Source organism: Streptomyces abyssomicinicus (genome assembly GCF_008974245.1).
Lineage (GTDB): Bacteria > Actinomycetota > Actinomycetes > Streptomycetales > Streptomycetaceae > Streptomyces > Streptomyces abyssomicinicus.
Genome location: NZ_BBZI01000007.1, coordinates 320205 through 343894 on the forward strand (window position 1 = coordinate 320205; position 23690 = coordinate 343894).

Here is a 23690-nt window from a genome sequence, read left to right on the forward strand (position 1 = left end):
GAGGGCTTCGCCACGGTCGCCGGCCGATCGTCTGAGAGCGCTCTCAGGCGGCGTTTCGTCACCGTTCGTACGACGGCAGCGCGATGTCCCCGGCCTTCGCGAACTGGGCGGCGAACAGGGACTTCATCGGCCAGCGGGTCATCTGCCGCATCGACAGGTCCCGCAGGCGGATGCCGAGCCGGCCCGAGGGGGCGAACCCCGCGGCGCCGCCGGGCGGAAGCTGCTGGGCCCGGTCGACGTACGGGCGCATCACCTCGTCGTACCGCCGGAACGCGACGCGGTGGTCGCCCCCGGCGGCCGCGATCTCCCCGGCCAGGACGTAGGCCCCGACCAGGGCGAGGCTGGTCCCGAGGCCGGTCAACGGCGAGGCGCAGTACCCGGCGTCGCCCAGCAGCGCCACCCGGCCCCGCGACCAGCTGTCGAGGAGGACCTGGTCCATCGAGTCGAGGAAGAAGTCCGGGGCGGTGCGCATGGCGCGCAGCAGGCGAGGGGTCTCCCAGCCGACGTGGGCGAAGCGCCGGGCCACGATCTCCCGCTGGGCGTCGACGTCGCGGCGGTCGTAGGCGATGGGTGCGGAGCGGAAGCTGAGACCGGCCTTGATCTCGCCCGGCAGGCGCCCGGGCCGCGCTGACGCGACCAGGCCGCCGGGAGCGTTGTGCATCAGGTACCAGCCGTCGAGCTCCAGCTCGTCGGTGGCGGTGAACCAGGCGTTGTAGAGGCCGAGCGGCCGGACGAACCGTGCCTCGGGCCCGAAGGCCAGCGCGCGCACCACCGAGTGCGGCCCGTCCGCGCCGATCACCAGCCCGAACCGGCGCGGTGCGGCCTTCTCGAAGGAGACCGTGACGCCGTCCGAGTCCTGGGCCAGCTCCGTGACCGTGTCGTCGAAGAGGTACTCGGTGCCGGGCACGGTGGCCTCGTACAGCAGGCGGGCGAGATCGCCGCGGAGGATCTCGATCTCGGAGACGATCCCCTCGCCGCCGAAGGTGTCGGCGGGAACCCGGACGGTGACGCGGCCGGAGGCGTCCACGTTCGCGAGGCCCCGCTGGTCCACGCTCTCGGCCCTCGCCCGGTCCATCAGGCCCATCCGCTCGACGACGGTACGGCCGGCGCCGCGCAGATCCACGGTCTGCCCGCCCGGGCGGGGCTCCGGCGCGCGTTCCACGACGGTGACGGTGAAACCGCCCTTGCGTAGCCAGTACGCCAGGGCGGGGCCCGCGATGCCGGCACCGGACACGAGTATCTCGTTGTTCGTCATGGCGGCGAATATACGCCGTACGCTCAATGTGTCGCAAGCGGTAAAAGCCTTGCTGGTGTGGGTCGTTGGCGTATTGCGCACTAGTGCGCTCAAGGTGGTCGGGCGGCGCTCCGGCGCGGATCCGCAGTCGACGCGGCTAGGATGGACCCCCTCGGAGTGCACTAGTGCGGAGGGTGTCCATGGGTGAGCAGGCGGGACCGCGGTACAGCCGGATCGTCGCCGAACTCCGGCAGCGGATCGCGAGCGGCGAACTGGCGCCCGGCGAGCGCGTGCCCTCGACCCGGGAGATCACCAAGGAGTGGGGCGTCGCCATGGCCACCGCCACCAAGGTGCTCACCGAGCTGCGCCACGAGGGCCTGGTGCGTGCCGTTCCCGGCGTCGGGACCGTGGTGGAGACCCCGGGCGGCCCCGGCCCGGCGCGCCCGGCCCGCGCCGCCGCCGCACTGCCGCGCCCCGTCGCGCCCGGCGCCGCGCAGCCTGCCGCGGGGGCGCTGACCCTGCCGCGGATCGTCGCCGCCGCGGTCGCCGTGGCCGACGCGGAAGGGCTGGCCGCGGTGTCGATGCGCCGGGTGGCCGCCGAGCTCGGGGTGGCGACCATGTCGCTGTACCGTCATGTGGCCGACAAGGACGACCTGCTGACGCGGATGCTGGACACCGTGATCGCCCAGCATCCGCTGCCCGCCGAGCGGCCGGCGTACTGGCGTGAGGCGGTCGAGCTGGCGGCCCGGCAGCTCTGGACCGTCTTCCGCCGCCACCCCTGGCTGGCACCTGCCATGTCGGTGACCCGCCCTCAGATGCTCCTCGCGGGCATGCAGTACAGCGAGTGGATGCTCACCACGATGCTCGGCGAGGGGCTGGACCCGCAGACCGCGTTCACCACGCATCTCACGCTGCTCAACCACGCCCGCGGCATCGCCGTCCACCTGGAGACGGAACGGGAGGCCGAGGCGCACACCGGCCTCGACAACGAGGAGTGGCTGGACAGCCAGGAGGCCGCGTTCCAGCAGGTCATGGCCACCGGCCGGTTCCCCATGCTCTCCCTCGTCACCACGGGCGGTTACGACTTCGACCTCGACGCCCTGTTCGAGTTCGGGCTCCAGCGCCTCCTCGACGGCCTGGCGGCGTTCCTCACCGAGAAGGCGCGGGAGGCGAGGGAGGCCGAGGCGGCCGAGGAGACCGGGGCACGCCGGACGCCCTGAGGGGCGACCGGGTGCCGGCGGGCCTCCTCACGCCCCGGCGCCCTCGGGCGGGGCCGGCTCGTCGCTGCCCCGGTAGGAGAAGGCGGCGACCGCGAGTTGGCCCCGGGAGCAGGTGAGGCCGATCATGCGGCCGGTGAAGCCGCCCGCGGTCTCCGTCGACAGGTAGCGGCCGTCCAGCCTGCCCAGTGCGTGGAATCCCGCGCCGTCCACGACGCCGGCGACGATCTCGTCCGGCCCGGGGCCGTGGGAGAGGCCGGGGCCGGACGGCGGGCCGGTGCGCAGTTCGAGGGTGACGTCGGGACCGGCCTCGCGCTCCCCGAGCACCGCGCGGACCTCGCCGATCGTCGCCACGGCGCGTACCGCACCGTGACCGGCCTCCAGGGTGACGGCGTGCCGGGCGTCCACCCGCAGTTCCAGCCCGCCGGTGCCGCCGGAGACGTCCAGGGTGGTCCGCGCCCGCATGGTCAGGTGCTGCTGACGGCGTCCCACGAACACCGGGTCGGCACCGGCGGCCGAGGTCAGCCGCCATCCTCCGCCTTCCGCCGGGCGCAGCACCTCGGCCGGGAACCTCTCCGCCGCCACCCAGGACAGCGGCAGGGCGGGCCCGGTCAGCTCCTCGGTCAGGGCGGCCGGCGCGTCCGGCTCGATCGGGTCTCCCAGGCGCGGCCAGCCGTCGTCGTCGAGGACGACCTCGCCGGCGTAGGTCTCACGGCCCAGCACGTGCCAGTGCGGCGTGCCGCCGAGGGCCCGCACGCCCAGGTAGACCATGGCCCAGCTGCCGTCCGGGCGCTGGACGAGATCCGCGTGCCCGGTGTTCTGCACCGTCGTGGCCAGGCTGCGGGCGGTCAGCAGCGGGTTGTCCGGGCAGGGCTCGAAGGGCCCGGCCGGGGACGGGCCCCGGGCGATGGTGACGGTGTGCCCGCGCTCGGTGCCGCCCTCGGCGATCAGCAGGTACCAGTGCTCGCCGATCCGGTACAGGTGAGGCGCCTCGGGGTACTTTCCGCCGGTGCCGCTCCACAACTGCCGCGGCTCCTCGAGGAGTTTGCCGGCGACGGGGTCGAGCTCCGCCTGCACGACCACCGAGCGCCCGGACGCGTCGGCGCCCGACCAGGTGACGAGGCAGGTGCCGTCCTGGTCCCAGGCGAGGTCGGGGTCGACACCGGGCGGGGCGTCGATCCAGACCGGGTCCGACCACGGCCCGGCCGGATCCTCGGCGGTCACCAGCAACAGGCCCGCGCGGTGGGTGTGGTTGGTGGTGATCATCCAGAACCGGCCGTCGTGGTGCCGCAGCGTCGGCGCGAAGACGCCGCCGGAGGGGCCGGCCCCGTTCACCGCGAGCTGCGAGGGACGGTCCAGCACGTTGCCGATCTGCCGCCAGGTCCGCAGGTCCTGCGAGCGGAACACCGGAACGCCGGGGGCGTACTCGAAACTGGAGCAGACCAGGTAGTAGCTGCTCCCCACCCGGCAGACACTGGGGTCGGGGTGGAACCCGGGAACGACGGGACGCTCCGGAAGTCGCATTTGCGCATGCCTTTCGCAAGGAGGGGCGGCGGAGTGGTGGACGGCGGGCGTTCGGCTGACGGGCCGAGTATTCGGCCTCGGGGGCCGCCGGTACAGCCCCCGGAGCCGAGGCGGCCGGATCCGTTCGCCCGGCGCGCGCGACGACGGCCGCGGCCCGCGACCGTCGCGCGGGGGCGGCGGCCGGCGGTCGGCCGGTGGACGGCGCCGCCCGGCCCGCGGTGCCCGGGACCCAGCCGGCGAGGTCGGCCGGCGTGCGCGGGCCGGGATCAGCGCCCGCCGGGGAGTGCGCGCACCAGCGGGTGGTGGGAGCAGCGCAGGCCGCCGGCGAACAGGGAGACCGCGTCGTACGGCAGCGTGTGGACCGTGACGTCGCGGGCGGTGAGGTCCTCGGCGAGGCGGGTGAGGCGGTCGTCGACGAGTGCCTCACCCGGCCCCAGCACCAGGCTGTTGCCCGCCAGGAGCTCCACCGCCTCCTTCAGGCCCACCTCGACGAGGTCCCAGCCGTCGAGCACGGCGGGCAGGCCGTGGGGGAAGACCTCGCGGCACACCACCGCCAGGCCCTCACGGACCGCGGTGATGCCGACGTCCAGGTGGATCGCCTCGGCCGCGAGCGGCACCGGGTGCACGCGGTGACCGTCCCCGAGCAGGCCGGCCAGCCAGCGGGCCCCGGCCTCGTCGGAGGACGCCCCGCAGCCGACCAGGACGTCCCGGCCGAAGAGCATCACGTCACCGCCCTCCAGGAAGGGACCCCGGGCGCGGGACAGCTCGCCGAACGGCACGGGGGAGGGCGGCGGCATCACCGTCCAGCGGGCCCCCCGGGCGGCGGCCAGCTCGAAGACCGGGCGCAGGCCGAACCGCTCGGGGAAGCGGTTCGGCAGCCGCATCGCGGCCTCGATCACCTGATCACCGACGACGACCATCGGGTCGCGCACATAGGTCTGCGACACGAAGCGGTCGGCGCCGTCCTCGCCCGCCGGGTCGGGGCCGCCCTCCGGGTAGGCGTGGATCTCGTGCGGGGTCAGCTCGCGCGGCCGGTGCACGGTCACACCGCGCCGTCCGAGGAAGCGGGCCAGGGCGTCGAGCTGCTCGACCGCCGCCGCGTAGTGGCCCGGATCGGCCTCGGACCAGCGCCTGCCCGCCCACCGCCGCAGAGCGGCGCGCAGAGGCTCCGGCAGGTGCGTGAGTTCGGGAGGGAAGCCGTGGGCGAGGTCGGCGGGCACGACGAAGTCCGCCGTCCGGCCGACCACGGCCTCCTCGAGGACGCCCCACTCGTGGGTCACGGCCACCGGGCGCGGCCTTGCGGGGCCGGGGGCCACGGTGGCCGCGGTGACCTCGGTGGAGCTGCCGGGCAGGGCCATGGTGCCGGTCATGATCGGGTTCCTCCCTCGAAGGGAAAGGCCGGAATCAGGGACACCACAAACGTCGCATACATCACATGACCGGCACATCGTCGTCAGGGACGACCCGAGGACTACATCCTTCGGCCGGTGCCCCTGCCGACCGCCCCGGGGGCCCCGACTTTCCGGGAGTCCCGACGCGCACCGCACGTGTCCGCGTACGGTCGGGATCGGAGGATCGGACAGGTGTACCCCCGGTCGGGGGCGGAAGAGGGAGGGCGCACCCCTGTGACGGACGGACAGGCCCACGACCGTGCCCGCGAGGAGGAGGTCCGGGCCCGGATCGCGGCAGGACTGCTGTACAACGAGTCGGACGCGGCCTTCATGGACCCGCTGCGCCGCGCGGACGAGGTCTTCGCCTACAACCGGACACCGCCGAGCGAGACGGGGCGTCGTCTGGCCCTGCTCCGCGAGATCTTCGGCTCGATCGGTGAGCGCCCGGTGCTGCTGCCGCCGTTCCACGCCGCTTACGGCAGCAACGTCCACATCGGCGACGACTTCTTCGGCAACGTCAACCTGACCTTCGTCGACGACGTGGACATACGCATCGGTGACGCGGTGATGATCGCGCCCAGCGTGACCCTGACCACGACGGGCCACCCGGTCCACCCCGCACGCCGCGCCGGCTTCGGGCGGTTCTCGGAACCTATCCACATCGAGGACAAGGTGTGGATCGGCAGCAACGTGGTCGTCCTGCCCGGCGTCCGCGTCGGACACGGCTCGGTGATCGGTGCGGGCAGCGTCGTCAGCCGTGACGTCCCCGCGATGACGGTCGCGGTGGGGACGCCGTGCCGGGTGGTCCGGAAGATCACGGACGAGGACCTGACGACGCGCGTCGCGCCCCGCCCGCCGGACGTGCGGTAACCCTCCGCGCCGGGCGGCGGGCGCCCGCCGTCGGGGGACGCGTGCCGGGCGGAAGGCGCGGGTTCACCTTCCGGCCATCCCTGGTCTCTCTCGCGTTTGCCGCGCAATTCTCGGCGTTCTCTCACACAGCGCTGCTTCCGTGTGCGGTGCCGATCGAACGGCACCGCACGACGAAGGAGGCCCAGGGTGACGGAACCCCTGCACGTGGCCAGCAGGCTGCACGCGTTCAACCGGTTCGAGCTGAAGTACCTCGTGCCGGTGGAGGAGGCCGCCGGCATCAGGGACGAGCTGGCCGGGCGGATGGACCGGGACCTGCACAGCCCGGTCGGCGGCTACGGAGTCTGGAGCCTTTACTACGACACTCCGGACCTGCGCTTCTACTGGGAGAAGATCGAGGGACTGAAGTTCCGGCGCAAGCTCCGCATCCGCCACTACGGGGACCTCGACGGCGTGACCGACGAGTCCCCCGTGTGCGTGGAGATCAAGCAGCGGGTCAACCGGGTCACCCAGAAGCGCCGGATCACCCTCGGCTACGGGGCCGCCCGTCAGCTCTGCGACGGCCGGCAGCTCATCGAGCACTCGGCCAAGGAGAGCGCCTTCGTCCAGGAGGTCCTCGAACTGGTCGTACGGCTGAACCTGCGGCCCACCGCGATCACCGGGTACCAGCGCGAGGCCCTGGTCGGCCGTGACGCGGACACCGGTCTGCGCGTGACCTTCGACCGGCGGATCCGGGGCCGGGACCGCGACTTCCACTTCGGCACCCCCCGTCCGGAGAACCGCTTCACCGTCCCGCCCCACCTGGCGGTGATGGAGATCAAGGTCAACGAGCGCACCCCGCACTGGATCACCGACCTGACCGCGCGCCGGAACCTCAACCTCGTCCGGGTCTCCAAGTACGTGCAGTCCATCGAGGCGTTCGGGCGGGCCCCGCGGTCCGTCTTCCACGTCCACGAGGCGGACTACCCGCCGCCCACCACCCCTACCGACAAGCCGCTGCCCGCGCAGCGGCCGGCGTCCGATGCGCCGGTGAAAGCAGGAGCACAGTGAACTTCGAACTGCAGGAACTCAGCGGCACGTTCAGCGTCGCCGACGTCGTGGCGGCCATGGCGCTGTCGTTCGTCCTGAGCACGTTGATCGGCTACGTGTACCGCTACACGCACCGCAACGTCTCCTACAGCCAGTCGTACGTCCAGACGCTGGTCATCGTCGGCATGATCGTCGCGCTGATCATGCTGGTCGTCGGTTCCAACCTGGCCCGGGCGTTCTCCCTGGTCGGCGCGTTGTCCGTGGTCCGCTTCCGCAACGCGGTGAAGGAGACCAGGGACGTCGGCTTCATATTCCTGGCGATGGCGATCGGCATGGCCTGCGGTGCGCGCTTCTACACGCTGGCCGCGGTCGGCGCCGTCGTGATCTGCGCCGTCGTCCTCGTGATGTCCAAGTTCAACTGGTTCGCCCTGAACGTCCAGCGCCAGGTGGTCAAGGTGCAGGTCCCGGCCGGTGAGGACTACGCGCCCGCGATCAGCGACGTGCTCATCAAGTACACCACCGAGTTCGAGCTGGTGAGCACCGAGACGATCCGGGGCGGGGCGCTGAACGAGGTGTTCTACACGGTGCGCATGAAGAAGGGTGCCGAGCCGGGCGAGCTGGTGAGCGCGCTGCAGGCACGCACCTCCGGCCAGCGGGTGACCGTGCTGACCGGTTACGACACGACCGATCTGTGATGGCCGGCGACGTCAAGGCCCCCCGGCGCCGCCTGCGTGACCGCGTTCCGGTCCGGCTGCGGCACCACTGGAAACCGGTGGGGGCGCTCTGCGCGGGCCTGGCGGTCATGGTGTACGGCTTCGGCGACGCCCGGATCTCGCCGTACGTCACCTCCTCCTCCACGGCGGAGGGCGACCCCATCACCCAGGACATCAAGGGCACCGTCGACCTGTACGACACCTCGGTGGCGCACAGCGTGCAGGTCAGTTACGCCCAGACCGAGTTCGACAAGATGATGAAGGAGTTCCAGGACGACGGGAACAAGGAGTACATCGAGGCGGACCTGACTGTCGACGGGGTGTACCTGGAGGACGTCGGACTGCGCCTCAAGGGCAACTCCACGCTCATGTCCCTGCGCGGCGGCGGTGCGGGCATGCCCGGCGGCGGCCGCACGGCGCCGGAAGGCGCCGCGGCCGGGCAGGGCGGCACCGCGCAGGAGGCAGCCGGGCAGGGCGGTACCGCGCAGGACCCGCAGCAGGGCGGTGGCGGTGGCCGGGGAGGGATGACGCAGTACGACCTGTCCGAGGACAAGCCGGAGGAACTGCCCTGGCTCATCAAGATCGACGAATTCGTCGAAGGCCGCGCCTACCAGGGCGAGCGGGAGATCTCGCTGCGCCCCGGCACCGACGAGCAACTCCCGGTCAACGAGGCGCTGGCGCTGAGCCTGATGGACTCCAGCGGCCTGAAGAACGAGCGCTACGCGTTCACCTCGTTCGAGGTGAACGGGCGGCCCGTCACCACCCGGCTCATGGTGGAGAGCCCCGACACCGAGTACGCCGAGACCTCCGGGGACGGCGAAGGCGTGGTGTACAAGGCGCGGGCCGGCAGCAGCTTCGCCTACGTGGGGGACGACCCGACGGACTACGAGTCCTCGTTCAAGCAGCTGAACAAGGTCGGCAGCCAGGACCTGGAACCGGTCATGAAGCTCGTCAAGTGGGTCGAGGAGGCGTCGGACGAGGAGTTCGCGGCGGAGCTCGGCCAGCACGTCGACGTGGAGTCCTTCGCCACCTACGTGGCGGCGCAGAATCTGCTGCTCAACTTCGACGACATGGCCGGACCGGGCAGGAACTACCTGCTCCGGTACGACCTGGGCACCAAGAAGTTCACCGTTCTGGGCTGGGACTACAACCTCACCTTCTCCGGTGACGCGACGGCCGGCCCGGACGACGAGATCGGCATGGGCGGCGCGCCCGGAGGGACGCCGGAGGGAATGCCGGAAGGGATGCCCGAGGGAATGCCGGAAGGGATGCCCGGGGGAATGCCCGAAGGGATGCCGGAGGGCGGCGTGCCGGGCGGCCCGGAGGCGGCCCAGGGCGAGGAAGGCGCCGAGGGCGAGGGCGGCCGGGGAGGCATGGGCGGCGGCGGAATGTCGGGCCACGCCCTCAAGGACCGCTTCCTGGAGTCCGACGCGTTCGACGACGTGTACAAGAAGGCCTACCAGGAGCTGTACGAGAAGTTCTACGGCTCGGGTGCCGCCGTGGAATCGCTCGACCGGGTCGCCGACGCGGCGCGCGAGTCGGGCGCCGACGGCGAGGGCCTGGACTCCGCCGTGGAGAACCTGCGCACGACGGTCACCGAACGCGCCGCGGCGCTGGCGAAGGACGAGGAGGTCACCGGCTGACCCCCGCGCCCGGACGGAGCCCCCCGAGGCCCCGTCCGGGCGCCCGGGCATGCTCCCGCCCCCGCTCCTGCCGGAGGAGACATGCCCGCCGCGAGCACGGCTCGCGGCCCACCGCAGGTAACGTCCGGTACGGGCCCACGCCCCGGCACGCCGTGGACCTCAGCGAAAGAACGGGACCGCACAGCACCATGACCGACCCTTCCGGAGCGGAGCCGCAGCACCGGCTCCTCGTCGTCGAGGACGAACCCAGCATCCGCACCCTGCTCGAGTCGACCCTGCGGCTCAGCGGCTACCGGGTGAGCAGCGTCGGGACCGGCCGGTCCGCCCTGGCCGAGGCCGACCGGCTCCACCCCGACCTGCTGCTCCTGGACGTCATGCTGCCCGACCTGGACGGCTACGAGGTGACCCGCCGGCTGCGCGAGGCGGGCAACCACGTGCCCGTGCTGTTCCTGACCGCCCGCGCCGGCGTCGACGACCGCATCAAGGGGCTGAGCGCCGGCGCCGACGACTACGTCACCAAGCCGTTCAACATCGAGGAGGTGCTGCTGCGCATCCAGGCCATCCTGCGGCGCACCCTGGGATCCGAGGCACTGCTGCCGGACACGGTCCTGCGCTACGCCGACCTCGAACTCGACGAGACCGCGCACGAGGTGCACCGGGCCGGTCAGTACGTGCAGCTTTCACCGACCGAGTTCAAGCTGCTCTCCTACCTCCTCGACAACGCCGGCCGGGTGCTGAGCAAGGCGCAGATCCTCGACCACGTGTGGGGCTACGACTTCGCCGGCGACACCCGCGTGGTGGAGACCTACGTCAAGTACCTGCGCAAGAAGATCGACCGGTTCGAGCCGCCGCTCATCCACACGGTCCGGGGGGTCGGCTACTGCCTGCGGCTGCCGCGCGAGAACCAGGGGAACTCCGAGCAGTGAGCGCGTTCCGTCGTCCCGTCGCCCCCCGTTCGCTGCGCGGCCGCCTCGTCCTCGGTGTCACCGTGCTGGCCACGGTGGCGGTCCTCGCGTCCGAACTGGCCGGGTTCTTCGTGCTGCGGTCGTGGCTCCTCGACCGGGTCGACCAGCAGCTCGCCGCGTTCCAGCCGCGTCCGCCGGCCTTCAGCGACGCCCGGCGGCCCGACGGCCCCCCGCCCGTGGCGGGCGCGGGCGCACTGCCGTCGGACTTCCGGGTCTACTTCTACAACGCCTCCGGACAGCGTCTGGACTATGTGCTCGGCTCCGACGACACGCCGGGCCCACGGCTCCCCGGCACCGAGGAGGAACTCGGCCTGACGGAGGGCCGGCCCGAGACGGTGGAGGCGGAGAGCGGCGACGGGAACTGGCGGGTGCTGCTGCGCACCGGACCGCAGGGCATGGGAGCCGTCGTCGCCCTGCCGCTCGACACCGTGGACGGGGCGACGTCCAAACTCCTCTGGATGGACGCCCTGCTGCTCGCCGTCACCGTCGCGGCCCTGCTGGCACTGGCCCGCGGGGTGGTGCGCCTCGGCCTGCTGCCGCTGACCCGCATGGAGCGCGCCGCCGGGGCGATCACCGCCGGACGGCTGGACCTGCGGCTGCCGGACACCGATCCCGGTACCGAGATCGGACGACTGGGCAGGGTGCTCAACACCATGCTCGACCGGCTGCAGAAGGCGCTGCAGGAACGCCAGGCATCGGAGAGCCGGCTGCGCCAGTTCGTCGCCGACGCCGGTCACGAGCTGCGCACCCCCCTGACCGCCATCCAGGGCTTCGCCCAGCTCGCCCTCCGCGCGGACGGCCGGACCGAGGGGGAGCGACGGGAGGCCGACCGGCTCGTCGCGCAGAACGCCGAGCGCATGGGCCTGCTCGTCGACGACCTGCAGCTGCTCGCCACGCTGGACCGCGAGCCCGCCTACCAGCGGGAGGGCGTCGACCTGCTGTCGCTGGCGGCGGACGCGGTGAGCAACGCGGCCCTCCAGCGTCCGGGCCACCCCGTCACCCTGGAACCCCTCGGTGACGGACCGGGCGGCGACGACGCCCCGGAACTGGACGTCGTCGAGGCCCTGGGCGACCCGCACCGGCTGCGGCAGATCGTCGAGAACCTCCTCTCGAACGCCCGGACCCACACACCGCCCGGCACGCCGATCCACGTCCGGGTGGGCGCCGGTCCGGCCGGCGCCCGCGTCGGCGGGACCGACGCGCCGGGGCGCGTCAGCACGGCGCCCGCCTTCCTGCCCGGCACCCGGGTGGTCGTCGTCGAGGTGGCCGACGAGGGCCCGGGGCTGTCGCCGCACGACGCCGAGCACGTCTTCGAGCGCTTCTACCGGGCCGATCCGTCCCGCTCCCGCGCCCAGGGCGGGTCGGGGCTGGGGCTGGCCATCGCCGCGGCCGTCGCCGAAGGACACGGCGGGCGGCTCGAACTCGACCCGGGACCCGGGAGCGGGGCCACGTTCCGCCTCGTGCTGCCCCGGCCGTGAGGACCCGCCCGCCGCGCGGGCGGCGGGGGCGTCAGCAGGCGTCGTACCTCCACGCCCCGTCCTCGCGTGCCCAGGGCTGCCCCTTCTGGTCGAACTCCGGGAGGCCTTCGACCCGGTAGGAGACGCGCGCCCGGTCGCCGGTGACCTCGTCCACCGTCACGTCCGCGGCCTTCCGGGGGCCGTGCTCCCCGGCGACCTGCTCCACCGCGGCCGCGTACGCCTCCTCGCCCCGCTTGTCGGCGTGCTCCGCCTCGTGGACGAGCACGGTCCGGCAGCGCTGCGACATCATGCCGAGCGCCGTCGGGGCGTCGTTGCCGAAATAGGCGGTGACATAGGCCTCCACGGCCCGCTCCAGGGCGCTGGCCTCCCCGGCGGAGGGCTTGTTCTCCGACGACGACTCCGACGACGCGGCCCCGGACCCGTGGTCCGCCGCTTCGTCGTCCTGGGAGCAGCCTGCGAGGAGGGAGAGCGCCACGATCGTGAGGGCAGGCAGGGAGCGGATACGCATGTGTCCTCCGGGGCGGGGGAGCGGGCCGGGACCGGTGATGCATGGTGCCAGAAGGCGGCGCGCTCCGGTACGGTGCCGCCGGCCCCGGCGGCCCGGAAAACCGGAGGAGACGCCCGGCCTCCGTGGTCTATGGTCCTCGTGTTCGAAAGGGGGGACGCAATGGCGAAGCTCAACCAGATCATCGCTGTCGAAAAGGGCGTCAAGAGCAAGTCGTTCCAGGACATCACCGCGGCGCACCACAAGGTGCAGAAGCCCGCGCTGCTGGCGGGCATCTCGCGGTCGTACCAGCCGAAGGACGAGGAGGGCGAGCAGCTGCCGCCCGAGTCGACGCGCGTGCAGGTCAAGGCGGAGGACGTGCTGCGGGAGACCGCCGCGTCCCTGACCCGTCTGTTCGACGTGACGGCGACCAAGGACTGGGCCAACCGCACGGCCTCCGCCGACGTCACGGTCGACGGCCGGACGCTCGCCGCCGACGTGCCCGTCAGCTACCTGCTCTTCCTGGAGAAGCAGCTCACCGACCTGCACACCTTCGTCAAGAAGCTCCCCGTGCTCGACGCCGCCGAGTCCTGGTCGCTCGACCCGTCCACGGACTGGTGGAAGACCGACCCGGTCCGCACCATCCGCACCAAGAAGGTGCCGCGCAACCACGTCAAGGCCGAGGCGACCGAGAAGCACCCGGCGCAGGTCGAGGTCTACTACGAGGACGTGCCGATCGGTTACTGGACCACGGTGAAGTTTTCCGGAGCGCTGCCGGCGCGGCGGGTGAACGAGCTGCTCGAACGGGTCGAGAAGCTCCAGCGGGCGGTCAAGTTCGCCCGCGAGGAGGCCAACTCGGCCGAGGTCACCGACCAGCGGGTCGGCGACGCGGTGTTCGGCTACCTCTTCGACTGAGGTCGCAGGGGTGGCCCCATGATCGCCCCCGCGTGCGAGCGCGGGGGTGCGTATCGGGCGCGGACCGGGTGAGGACCGGTCCGTACCGCGAGCGCAAGCTGAAACTGAACGACATCAGCCTGAACAAGCGGCGACGGTGAAGGTTCGAATCCTTCCCCCGGCACCACGCGCCGGGGTGGCCCAATCGGCAGAGGCACGCCGCCTGAATCTCAGACTCTCGCTCGAATTTCAGCATCGCCACCTATCGCCGGTTCGACCGGGGTGGGACGAACCTCCTCGAAGTGCGAGTTCGACTCTCGCCTGCGCCTCTTCCCGGCGCGGTAGTTCAATGGAAGAACACGAGGTTCTGAGTCTGATCCCGCCTCTTGAAACGCCGTCGGCGTGCGCAACGGGTGGCATCCCCAGGGGCCCGGGAGCCGGATACCGCTCCCGGGTTCCGCCATGTGCGGACCCGGTTCCGGCGTACGGCACCGTCACAGATCCGGCAGCCGGTCGTCCGGCGTGGGCGAGCGGCCCGTCGCCCGTCCGCGCGCCGTGGAAGGGGCCGGGCACGTTCAGCCGCATACGGTCTTCCCATGCACTGCCGAAGACCGTCCTGGTCTCTCCGAGCAGGGGTACCGGGTCGAAGCAGAGGCTCACGACGGCGTGACCGCCTGACGCCCGGGGGCGCTCCCCGTGCGGCGGAACGGCCGGACGAGCCTGCGGACCTCTTCCACCGCGCCCCAGCTGTCGTCGCCGTGGGCGACCGCGCTGAGCAGTTCGCGGAGGTTGAGCAGGGGCATGCGCTCCTCCCAGCCGTCCTGGAGGCCCGCCACCTCCCGGTACGCGGCGAAGAACCGCCGCGCGGCGGCCGGGCGCGGCGAGCACCAGAGCATGCTGAGGTCGACCTCCGGCCAGGTGCAGGAGACGGCGGGATCGACGAGCACCGGTGCGCCCTCGGCCGTGGCGACGACGTTCGCCCCCCACAGGTCGCCGTGGGTCAGACACGCCGGTCCGTCCGGAACCAGCTCGGGCAGGGCCGCGCAGAGCCGCTCCAGGGCCCGGCGGTCCTCCGCGTCGAACGCCGCCTCGACCCGCGGTTCCGGCAGCCACCGCAGGATCCGCCGCTCGGCGAAGAACCGGTGCCCGTCCGTGTCCCACGTGTTGTCCTGACGCATGCGGCCGAGCCAGCCGTCGCGGTGCCAGCCGAACCGGTCGGTGACGGTGGACAGGTGCAGGGCGGCGACGGTGCGTGCGAGCGCCTCCCAGAACGCCTCGGTGTCCACCCGCGGCCGCATCCGCTCCAGCACGAGCAGCCGTGGAGAGGCCAGCAGCACGTCCGGCGTGCGCACCCCGCCGAGTCCGCGGAGTGCGGCCAGCCCGGCGGCCTCCACGGTGAACAGGTCAGGCCCCGGCCCGCGCACCGTCTTCGCGAAGACCTCCGTGCCGTCCCGCAGGGTGGCCAGGCCGGCGACGGCTATCGCTCCGCCGGTGGCCTCCTCCACCGCCACGGCGGTGAAGCCCGCCTCGGCAAGGCGTTCGACGAGTGTCTCCTGCTGTGGCATGCGGGCATTCAACCACCGCGCGGCCGGGCCGGTTCCGGCCAGGTTCCGGTTCGCCGCTCTTGACCGGGGCATGCCATCGCCGCACGATGGCGCCACACCCGCGCCAGCACGTCGTACCGCGCACGTCGCACCGAGGCACCACCCCGCGCCACTCCCCAGATCCGGAACCATCCCGAACTCCCGGAGAATCGAGGAGACTTCATGCGACTCCGCCTCCACGGCCCGGTACCCCGAAGCCGCCGACGCACCGCCGCCCTCGCCGTTCTGCTCGCCCTGGCCATCGCGGCCCCCGTCTCGGCGTCCGCCGACGACACCCCGGCCACGGGCGCCGCGGCGGCGGACGAGATCCGCCAGTACGAGGTCCACCTGCACTCCACCGCCGAGGACCGCACCGCCATCCAGCGGGCCGGGGTGACCGTCGACGAGGTCCACGGCCACGGCGTCGTCGTCTCCGGCACCGCCGGCCACATCAAGAAACTCCGCGCGCAGGGCTACGACATCACCCCGCTCGCCGCGGTCCCCGACCGTTCCGCCGGCGCGGACGGCGTCACCCCGCTCGACTTCCCGTCCGCCGACTCGAGGTACCACAACTACGCGGAGATGACGAGCGAGATCAACGCGATCGTCCAGGCGAACCCGCAGATCGCCTCCCAGCGCGTGATCGGCACCTCGTACCAGGGGCGCAACATCGTCGCCGTCAAGATCAGCGACAACGTCGGCACCGACGAGGCCGAACCGGAGGTGCTGTTCACCCACCACCAGCACGCCCGTGAGCACCTCACGGTGGAGATGGCGCTGTACCTGCTGCGTGAACTGACCAGCGACTACGGCACCGACTCCCGGGTCACCAGCATGGTGAACGGCCGCGAGATCTGGATCGTCCCGGATCTCAACCCGGACGGCGGCGAGTACGACATCGCCTCCGGCTCCTACCGCTCCTGGCGCAAGAACCGCCAGCCCAACTCCGGTTCCTCCTACGTCGGTACGGACCTGAACCGCAACTGGGCCCACCGCTGGGGCTGCTGCGGCGGTTCCTCCGGCTCGGCGTCCTCCGACACCTACCGGGGCACCGCGGGGGAGTCCGCCAAGGAGGTCAAGGTGGTCGCCGACTTCGTGCGCAGCCGGGTGGTGGGCGGCACGCAGCAGATCAAGGCGGGCGTGGACTTCCACACCTACAGCGAGCTGGTGCTGTGGCCGTACGGCTACACCTACTCCGACACGGCGACCGGAATGACGGCCGACGACCGCAACGCCTTCGCCGCGGTGGGACAGAAGATGGCCGCCAGCAACGGCTACACCGCCGAGCAGTCCAGCGACCTGTACATCACGGACGGGTCGATCAACGACTACCTCTGGGGCGTGCACAGGATCTTCTCGTACACCTTCGAGATGTACCCCTCGTCCAGCTCCGGCGGCGGCTTCTACCCGCCCGACGAGGTGATCGAGCGGGAGACGTCCCGCAACCGTGACGCGGTGCTGCAGCTCCTGGAGAACGCGGACTGCATGTACCGGTCGATCGGCAAGCAGGCGCAGTACTGCGCCTGACGGAAGCCGCCGGCCCTCCCCCCGCGCGGGAGGAGGGCCGGCGGGTCTCCAAGGTCTCCAGAGTCTGCCGGGTCTCAGAGTCTCCCGGGTCAGCGGTCCTGGGAGAGGGTGAGGAGCTCGGCGAAGGTGCCGCCGGCGTGGACGAGGTCGTCGTAGCGCCCCTGCTCGGTGATCCGGCCGTGCTCCATGACGACGATGTGGTCGGCGATCTTCGTGTTCTCCAGGCGGTGGGTCACGACGATGGTGATCCGGTCGGCCGCGATGGCCTTCACGCGTTCGAAGATCCGGTGCTCGCCGCGGGGATCCATCTGGGAGGTCGGCTCGTCCAGGATGAGCAGGGCGGGTTTGCGGTAGAGGGCGCGGGAGCACGCGATGCGCTGCCACTGGCCGCCGGACAGTTCCGCCCCGCCGAACACGTCGCGGGCCAGGAGCGTGTCGAGCCCGGCGGGCAGGTCCTCCACGGCCTCGCGCAGGCCCACCGCGTCGACGGCGTCCCAGACCGGCCCGTCGTCGTGGCCGCGGGGCTGGCCGAGGGTGATGTTCTCCCGGACGCGCAGCGGCCACTGGGCGAAGATCTGCGGCACCAGCCCGGTGTGGGCCCACACGGTGGCGGGGTCGGTGCCGGCGAGGTCGGCGCCGTTCCAGGTGACCTTGCCCTGGTCGGGCAGGTAGACGCCGGTGAGCAGGCGCGTCAGGGTGGACTTGCCGGAGCCGTTGGCCCCGACGACGGCGAGGATCTGGCCGCGGCGCAGAGTCAGTGACACGCCGTCCACGGCGGGCCTGTCCTTGCCCGGGTAGCGGTAGACGGCCTCCTCCAGCCGGATCTCCTCGACCGGGGCGGTCAGGGCGTGCCCGCCGCGCCTGGGGGCGCGGGCGGCGGCGTCGTCGAGGAAGGTCTGCATGTCGCCCAGGTAGAGGCTGGTGTGGAAGACGGCGGCCCCGTTGACCACCACCTGGGAGAGCGCGGCGAGCGTCGTCTGCACGGCGACGACGGCGGTGGCGGCGACGGCGAGTTCGATCCTCCCGGTGGCCGCCAGCCAGGCCAGCGTGCCCCAGGTCGCGACCAGGAAGACGCCTCCGGCGAGCGCCGAGAGCAGCGAGATCCACAAGGTGCGGGGGGCCGCCGACAGGGTCCGGCGGTCACAGCGTTCCGACAGCGCCCGGTACCAGAAGACCAGGTAGTCGGTCATCGAGTTGGCCCGGACCTCGTCGCCGTACTTCGGTGTCGTCGCCCACCAGCGCATCATGCCCCGGACGTTGCGGTCGGCGACGTTGGCGTAGTGGATGCCGTAGTCCACCCGGGCCGTGAGCACCGCTCCGACCCCGGCGGGCAGCACGGCCAGCAGGAGCAGGGGCAGCATCACCGGATCGAGGACCGCCAGCACGCCGCCGGCCGTCACCATCCGGATCAGCGCGGACAGCAACCGCTGCGCGTCGCCGACCATCACCTGGGTGCGCATGACCCCCATCTCGGCCGCCTCCTGGCGGTCGGAGAAGCCGTCGACGGCGTAGGCCGAGGCCTCCACCCGGCACACCCCCTCCACCAGCATGGTGTCCGTCGCGGTGGTCAGCACGGGGGTCACCCGCCGCTCCGCGTAGACCGCCACGGCGCCGCAGACGCGTGCCAGCGCGGCGGCCAGGGCCACCACCAGCAGCGCGGGCAGCGCGCCCCGCAGCCGGTCGGTGACCGCCCCGCCGGCCAGCAGGGGCCCCATCGCGCGGGCCGTCGCGGTCAGCAGGACCGCCGCGGACACGCCCGTCACCACCTGGCAGCCGACCAGCAGCCGCACCGCCCGGCGGTCGGTCCGCAGGCACAGGGCACCGATCCGGCCCAGGACCCGGGGGATCTGCGCGCACATGGCCCGGAACGAGACCTGGGCCAGGGGGTTGACGGAGTAGTGCCCCTGGTAGGTGATCTCCGCCGGTGCGGGCGGGGGTGGCGGGGGTGGCGGGGGAGGGGACGAGGGCGGGCCGGACGCCGAGGTCGGCGGGGGTACTGCTTCCTGTGCGGTCAACGCGGTCCTCCTGAACGGTGCGTCGGGTTCACGACGGTGCGGTGATGCGCCGGTGCACAGCACAACGACGCGACCGGCGAATCGAACGCGCTCGATTTCGGACGGGCCGCAACCCGTACGGCGCAAGGGACGGGGAGCGCCGTCGCAGTGCCGGGAGGTCCCCGGAGGTCCGGGCGGTGGCCGAAACGCCGGTGCCGTGACCCCTGGGGCGCACGGGGTTCCGGGCGAGCGCGCGATCGGGTGGGTGACGACTGATCAGTCATATAACAGCATGAAGCGCGGCATGATATGTGGTGCGGCGAGTGGTGCGACAGGCGCCGCGGCGAGCGGCCCGGCAGGTGGCGCGGCGGTCGCGGCACCGCCCGGGTCATGGGCCGGCGGGTCAGCCGGGAGAGCCGCTGCGGCCGCCGCGCGGCGCGGCGGGGGCGGAGGCAGGCGGTGGGCGCAGGCCGTCCAGGAGGGCGCGGACGAGTCCTTCCGCCCGCTCCGGCGCCTCCGCGGGCCTGCCGGTGAGCAGCAGGTAGAGGCTCGACCCGATGAGCGCCCCGACGACGGCGTCCACGTCCGTGTCGGGGCGCAGTTCGCCGGTCTCGACGCCCGTGCGCAGCAGGCCGGCGATGACGGCGTGCTGGTGGCGGGTGTTGGCGTGGTACAGGGACTCGGCGTCCTGGGGGCTCTCCGCGGCCGCCGCCGTGAGGGCGAGGACCAGCGCGGCGTTGTGGGGGTCGGTGACCGTCCTCGCGTGCGCCCCGAACCACGCCACCAGGGTCCGCACGACCTCCCCCGGGGCGGGGGAGGGGAACTCCCCGTCCGGGACGACCGCGAGCGAGGCGCGGCGGGTGACGTCCGCGACCAGCGCCGCCTTCGACGGCCAGCGGCGGTACACGGTGGGCTTCCCGACGCCCGCCTCCGCGGCGATCCGCTCCATCGACAGCCGGGCGTAGCCGTCGCGGAGCAGCAGGTCGCGCGCGGCGTCCAGGATCGCCTCGTCCGTGCCCGTGTCGCGGGGCCTGCCACGTCGCCGTTCCGGTGCCATGCGGGTCATTCTACGAGCGGTAAAATACTTAACGAAACGGATCGTAACGTTAATGGAGATGTGTATGAGCAGCAGCAACGTGATCGTCGTCATCGGCGTCGGCGGCATGGGCCGGGCGATCGCCCGCCGGCAGGGCGCCGGCGGGACCCTGGTGCTCGCGGACTTCGACGAGAAGGCGCTGGGGGCCGTGGGCGAGGAGCTGCGGGGGCAGGGCCACTCGGTGGTCACCCACGCCGTTGACGTCTCCTCGCGCGCCTCCGTCGCCGCCCTCGCGGACGCCGCCGCGGGCCTCGGGCGGGTCACCCAGGTCGTCCACACGGCGGGCCTCTCCCCGGTGCAGGCCCCCGCGAAGGCGATCCTCGCGGTGGACCTGCTGGGCACCGCCGTGGTGCTCGAGGAGTTCGGCAGGGTGGTCGCCCCCGGCGGCGCCGGCGTGGTGATCGCCAGCATGGCCGGGCACATGCTGCCGCCCGGGGCGCTGACCGCCGAGACGGAGCAGGCGCTGGCCCACACGCCCGCCGACGAGCTGCTCGCGCTGCCCTTCCTGGACGCCGACGCCCTCGGCGCGCAGGGCGCCTATCCGCTGTCGAAGTACGCCAACCGGCTCCGCGTCCACGCCGCGTCCACGGAATGGGGCAGGCGCGGGGCGCGCGTCAACTCCATCAGCCCCGGCGTCATCTCGACGCCGATGGGCCGGCAGGAGCTCTCCGGGGAGAGCGGGCGGCACATGAGGGCCATGGTCGAGGCCTCCGGCACCGGCCGGCTGGGCACGCCGGACGACATAGCGGCCGCCGCGGCCTTCCTGCTCGGCCCGGAGGCCACCTTCGTCACCGGCACCGATCTCCTCGTCGACGGAGGCGTCGTCGCCGCGCTGCGCTCCGGCCGCCTCGCCTCCGGCGCCTGACGCGCCGGGAGTGACGTGAGGGAGGGCCGGCCCGGGGATCCCCGGGCCGGCCCTCCCTCACTGCTCACGGCGCGTCAGGCGCCGTGGGGTCAGCGGGCCGCGGCCGGCTGCGGTTCGTCCAGGTCCGCGTCGGTGGCCGCCCCGGTTTCCGCGTCGGCGCCCACGGGGGCGCGGAGGGAGGCCGCCGAGGCGTCCCGGGCCCGCGAGGCGTCGGAGGCCCCGCCCGTGGCGTCGGCCGCGGCGCCCCCGGCGGGGACAGCGGCGGCCGGGGCCCCGCCGGCGCGTGCCTCGCGCCGCTTGAGCCACACGTCCACCACGAGGTTGAGGACCAGGCCCGCCGCGCCCCAGACGCCGACGACCAGCATGTTCCGCCCGATGCCGTGGCCGTCGAAGTAGACCATGCTGCGCGCGACGTCCACCGCCGCCGGCAGCGGCAGCACGTCCTTCAGGTGGGAGAAGACCTCCGGGACCATGTGGACCGACATGCCGCCGCCCGAGGCCGGCACGCCCGCCAGCATCATCACGACCATCACCGGCACGATGGCCGCGAGGCCCACCGTGCGGGTGAACACGGCGGTGGCCAGCGACACGGCGAACACGGTCAGCGCACCGCAGGCGACGAACTGCCACGCGGGGACGTCGATCGCGCCGATCATGACGTTGAACAGCAGCCACAGCCAGGCGGAGATTCCCACCGCCCAGCCCGCCTGGAACGGCAGGATCCGCCGGGTCCGGGTCAGCTCCGGCGCGCCGCCGCGCAGCACCGCCATCAGCAGGAAGCCGGCCATGATCCACGACATGCCGACGTACATGCTGTTGCTGCCCATGGTGTCGTGCGCGGTCAGCGGCTTGACGTCCTTGGTCTCCAGCGGCGTCTGCGAGCCCGCGGCGATCTGCTGGAACATCTGGCGCAGCGCCATGTGCTGGCTGTTGCCCGCGGCCGAGGAGGTCAGCAGGGTGGCCGCCCCGCCGCGCTCGGTGGGCAGGACGTAGGCGCCGACGATCTCCTGGTCGAGGATCCGCTCCTCGGCCTCCTCCACCGAGTCGCCGGTGGACAGCTCGAGCATCCCGCCCAGCTCGGGCTCGAGCGCCGCCGTCACCTGCCCGGCCTGCCCGGTGGTCGCCCCGACCACGGTGACCGGCATGTCGTGGATCTGCGGCTTGTGCATGGAGGCGCCCATCAGGCCGACCACCATCACCAGGATCGACAGCGGGAACGCCACCGCCGCGAGGCGGCGCACCCACAGCGGCCGCACCGGCCCGCCGGCCAGCGCGGGCAGCGGGGTGCTGCCGTCGGTCACCGGGGGAGCGGCGGGGATCAGGTGCCCCTTGCGCTCCTTGAGCAGGGCGAGCGCCAGCGCGGCGACCAGCCAGACGCCCAGGGTGATCAGGTGGCCGTCCAGGCCGCGGCCGTCGAAGTAGAGGAGGCTGCGCAGGGACTCGCCGGCCGCGGGCAGCGGCAGCACGCCGTGCAGCCACTGGAAGAAGCCCGGCATGGTGTGGACGGACAGCGCCAGGTTCGACGCCGGCATGCCGAAGCACACCCACAGCAGCATGCCGACGAGCACGGCCAGCGGCCCGACCAGCTTGGTGAAGAGCATCTGGGCGCAGCCCACCGCACCGGTCGCCAGCATGCCGATGCCGACGAACTGGAGGTAGTGCCCGTCGACCGCGCCGACCAGAGGCCCGAGGATCAGCCAGATCACGCTGCTGGTCACGAACGACCAGCCCGCCAGCAGCGGCACGAAGCGGCGCACCGACAGCAGGTACGGCATCGACATGGTCAGCACGCTCAGCGGTACGTAGCCCGCCAGCATCATGCCCATGGCGGCGAAGAGCACGGCGATGCCCGCCATGTCCCCGTCCGGAAGGGGCGCCGCGTCCTTCGTCTCGAGGTCCCAGCCCTGCCCCACGGTGACCGGGGTGAGGAGCTGTGCGACGGTGCTCGCCTGGGAGGCGCCGCCCGCCGACGCGGTGGTGAGGACCGCCGGGCCGCCGTCCTCGGCGGGTACCTCGAGGACACCGGCGACCTCCTGGTCCCGCAGCAGGCCGACCGCCCGGTCGGCGTCGCCGACCAGCCGCGCGTCGACGGTGCCGCCGGGGGAGTCGTCGAGCGCGGAGACGACCGCCTCGGCGGCGGGCCCGGTGCCGACGACCGCGACCGGCATGTGGTCGGCGGTCGGCTCGTGCATGGTGCCGACGTAGCTCGCGTACATCATCGTGACCATCAGGAACGGCATCACGAACAGGGCGACGTAACGCCCGATGCGCGTCCTGCGGTCCTCCGGCGGCCGACCGGACGGAAGCCCGGCGGCGCCGGTTTCCCCGTTGGGTGCGGTGGCGGTGTCCAAGGTGTGGTGCTCCTCCGTGCAGCGAGCCGAACTAAGTCGCCCGACTTAGCCTTGAGCGCCCAGAGTAAATCAAGTCAGGTGTCTTACTCTCTTCGGGTGGGTTAACTTGGCGCTGAACGTCGGACATCTCACACGGAGCCCAGGAGCCGTCCATGGCCAGATCGGAGCGGGCGCGGGCCGCCCTGCTCGACGCCGCCGAGCGGCTGTTCGCCCAGCAGGGCATCGCCCAGGTCTCCGACCGGAAGGTGGCGGAGGCGGCCGGCAACAACAACCACTCGGCCGTCGGCTACCACTTCGGCGGCCGCGACGGCCTGCTGCGCGCGCTGGTCGAGCGGCACATGGAGGAGGTCGAGGTGCGGGGCCGGGCCGTCTTCGACGGCTCCGACTCGCTGCTGGGCGACGTCCGCGCCCTGGTCGTCCCGGTGACCGAGGTGCTGGCGGAGCTGCCGAGGCCGACGTGGCGGGCCCGCTTCTTCAGCCTCGCGCTCCACGACCCCTCGGTCTCGCAGCTGATGCGCCGGACCGCCGCGACGGCGCCGGTCACCGCGCGGATCGCGCAGTCGGTGGGCGCCCGGCTGAGCCATCTGGACCCTGCGGTGGTGCGGGGCCGGACGGCGCTGATGGCCCACCTCATCAGTTCGGCGTGCGCCGAGATCGAGGAGCGCGCGGAACGGGACGGCGAGGAGCCCGACTGGCCGGCCGTCGGCGACTTCCTCTCCGACGCGATCGCCGGGATGCTCCTCGCCCCGGTCAGCCGCCCGCGGCGCGTGGCCGGGGCCGGTGGGGGCACGGGGGCGTAGCGCCGGGCGGCCCCTACGCGCCGCCCCGCGCCCCT

The 23690-nt window shown here is 72.8% G+C and carries 19 protein-coding genes; 11 read left to right on the top strand and 8 right to left on the bottom strand.

Annotation, left to right across the window (positions count from 1 at the left end; translation table 11 throughout):
* Positions 1-58: 58 nt before the first annotated feature.
* The gene (locus GBN72_RS14915; RefSeq protein WP_151772280.1) at positions 59-1255 is read right to left on the bottom strand and encodes an FAD-dependent monooxygenase; all 1197 of its coding nucleotides are present in this window, start codon (positions 1253-1255) and stop codon (positions 59-61) included.
* A gap of 179 nt (positions 1256-1434) precedes the next feature.
* Between GBN72_RS14915 and GBN72_RS14920 the strand changes: the two genes are divergently transcribed.
* Positions 1435-2454: a TetR/AcrR family transcriptional regulator C-terminal domain-containing protein gene (locus tag GBN72_RS14920; RefSeq protein WP_151772281.1), complete on the top strand. Its 1020-nt coding sequence runs from the start codon at positions 1435-1437 to the stop codon at positions 2452-2454.
* A gap of 27 nt (positions 2455-2481) precedes the next feature.
* On the opposite strand, the gene GBN72_RS14925 is transcribed toward GBN72_RS14920, so the two are convergent.
* The gene (locus tag GBN72_RS14925; RefSeq protein WP_151772282.1) at positions 2482-3975 is read right to left on the bottom strand and encodes a glycoside hydrolase family 43 protein; all 1494 of its coding nucleotides are present in this window, start codon (positions 3973-3975) and stop codon (positions 2482-2484) included.
* Positions 3976-4241: 266 nt separating this feature from the next.
* A complete protein-coding gene (locus tag GBN72_RS14930; RefSeq protein WP_246212496.1) occupies positions 4242-5345 on the bottom strand; it encodes an amidinotransferase in 1104 nt (367 codons plus the stop codon).
* A 255-nt stretch (positions 5346-5600) separates the two neighbouring features.
* Between GBN72_RS14930 and GBN72_RS14935 the strand changes: the two genes are divergently transcribed.
* From GBN72_RS14935 to GBN72_RS14960, 6 genes are all read left to right on the top strand, one after another.
* Positions 5601-6236: a sugar O-acetyltransferase gene (locus GBN72_RS14935; RefSeq protein WP_151772283.1), complete on the top strand. Its 636-nt coding sequence runs from the start codon at positions 5601-5603 to the stop codon at positions 6234-6236.
* A gap of 204 nt (positions 6237-6440) precedes the next feature.
* A complete protein-coding gene (locus tag GBN72_RS14940) occupies positions 6441-7283 on the top strand; it encodes a polyphosphate polymerase domain-containing protein (protein WP_151772655.1) in 843 nt (280 codons plus the stop codon).
* Positions 7280-7957, top strand: a complete 678-nt coding sequence (locus GBN72_RS14945) for a DUF4956 domain-containing protein (protein ID WP_151772284.1) — start codon at positions 7280-7282, stop codon at positions 7955-7957. Before GBN72_RS14940 ends, GBN72_RS14945 begins: the two co-directional genes overlap by 4 nt.
* The gene (locus GBN72_RS14950) at positions 7957-9618 is read left to right on the top strand and encodes a CotH kinase family protein (protein WP_151772285.1); all 1662 of its coding nucleotides are present in this window, start codon (positions 7957-7959) and stop codon (positions 9616-9618) included. The genes GBN72_RS14945 and GBN72_RS14950 overlap by 1 nt, the downstream gene beginning before the upstream one ends.
* A 188-nt stretch (positions 9619-9806) precedes the next feature.
* Positions 9807-10544 carry a response regulator transcription factor gene (locus GBN72_RS14955; protein ID WP_151772286.1) on the top strand — a complete coding sequence of 246 codons (738 nt, stop codon included), beginning with the start codon at positions 9807-9809 and terminating at the stop codon, positions 10542-10544.
* A complete protein-coding gene (locus GBN72_RS14960; RefSeq protein WP_246212497.1) occupies positions 10541-12061 on the top strand; it encodes a sensor histidine kinase in 1521 nt (506 codons plus the stop codon). The genes GBN72_RS14955 and GBN72_RS14960 overlap by 4 nt, the downstream gene beginning before the upstream one ends.
* A gap of 31 nt (positions 12062-12092) precedes the next feature.
* Here the strand turns inward: GBN72_RS14960 and GBN72_RS14965 are convergent, their stop codons facing one another.
* Complete coding sequence (locus tag GBN72_RS14965; protein ID WP_151772287.1) at positions 12093-12569, bottom strand: hypothetical protein; 477 nt, start codon at positions 12567-12569, stop codon at positions 12093-12095.
* 159 nt (positions 12570-12728) lie between these two features.
* On the opposite strand from GBN72_RS14965, the gene GBN72_RS14970 reads away from it, so the two are divergent.
* Positions 12729-13460 carry a DUF7873 family protein gene (locus tag GBN72_RS14970; RefSeq protein ID WP_151772288.1) on the top strand — a complete coding sequence of 244 codons (732 nt, stop codon included), beginning with the start codon at positions 12729-12731 and terminating at the stop codon, positions 13458-13460.
* Between the two features lie 635 nt (positions 13461-14095).
* On the opposite strand, the gene GBN72_RS14975 is transcribed toward GBN72_RS14970, so the two are convergent.
* On the bottom strand, positions 14096-15004 hold the full coding sequence (locus GBN72_RS14975; protein WP_151772289.1) for a fructosamine kinase family protein: 909 nt from the start codon (positions 15002-15004) through the stop codon (positions 14096-14098).
* Positions 15005-15205: 201 nt separating this feature from the next.
* Here GBN72_RS14975 and GBN72_RS14980 point away from each other — a divergent pair, with 201 nt between their 5' ends.
* Entirely contained in the window at positions 15206-16549 is a 1344-nt protein-coding gene (locus GBN72_RS14980; protein ID WP_151772290.1) for a M14 family metallopeptidase, read from the top strand.
* 89 nt (positions 16550-16638) lie between these two features.
* On the opposite strand, the gene GBN72_RS14985 is transcribed toward GBN72_RS14980, so the two are convergent.
* On the bottom strand, positions 16639-18408 hold the full coding sequence (locus tag GBN72_RS14985; RefSeq protein WP_151772291.1) for an ATP-binding cassette domain-containing protein: 1770 nt from the start codon (positions 18406-18408) through the stop codon (positions 16639-16641).
* A 538-nt stretch (positions 18409-18946) separates the two neighbouring features.
* A complete protein-coding gene (locus GBN72_RS14995; RefSeq protein WP_151772292.1) occupies positions 18947-19600 on the bottom strand; it encodes a TetR/AcrR family transcriptional regulator in 654 nt (217 codons plus the stop codon).
* 64 nt (positions 19601-19664) lie between these two features.
* Here GBN72_RS14995 and GBN72_RS15000 point away from each other — a divergent pair, with 64 nt between their 5' ends.
* Positions 19665-20504 carry an SDR family oxidoreductase gene (locus tag GBN72_RS15000; RefSeq protein ID WP_151772293.1) on the top strand — a complete coding sequence of 280 codons (840 nt, stop codon included), beginning with the start codon at positions 19665-19667 and terminating at the stop codon, positions 20502-20504.
* A gap of 89 nt (positions 20505-20593) precedes the next feature.
* Here GBN72_RS15000 and GBN72_RS15005 read toward each other — a convergent pair whose 3' ends face one another.
* Positions 20594-22855: an ABC transporter permease gene (locus GBN72_RS15005; protein WP_174887141.1), complete on the bottom strand. Its 2262-nt coding sequence runs from the start codon at positions 22853-22855 to the stop codon at positions 20594-20596.
* Positions 22856-23007: 152 nt separating this feature from the next.
* Here GBN72_RS15005 and GBN72_RS15010 point away from each other — a divergent pair, with 152 nt between their 5' ends.
* Positions 23008-23655, top strand: a complete 648-nt coding sequence (locus tag GBN72_RS15010; RefSeq protein WP_151772294.1) for a TetR/AcrR family transcriptional regulator — start codon at positions 23008-23010, stop codon at positions 23653-23655.
* Positions 23656-23690 lie beyond the last annotated feature (35 nt).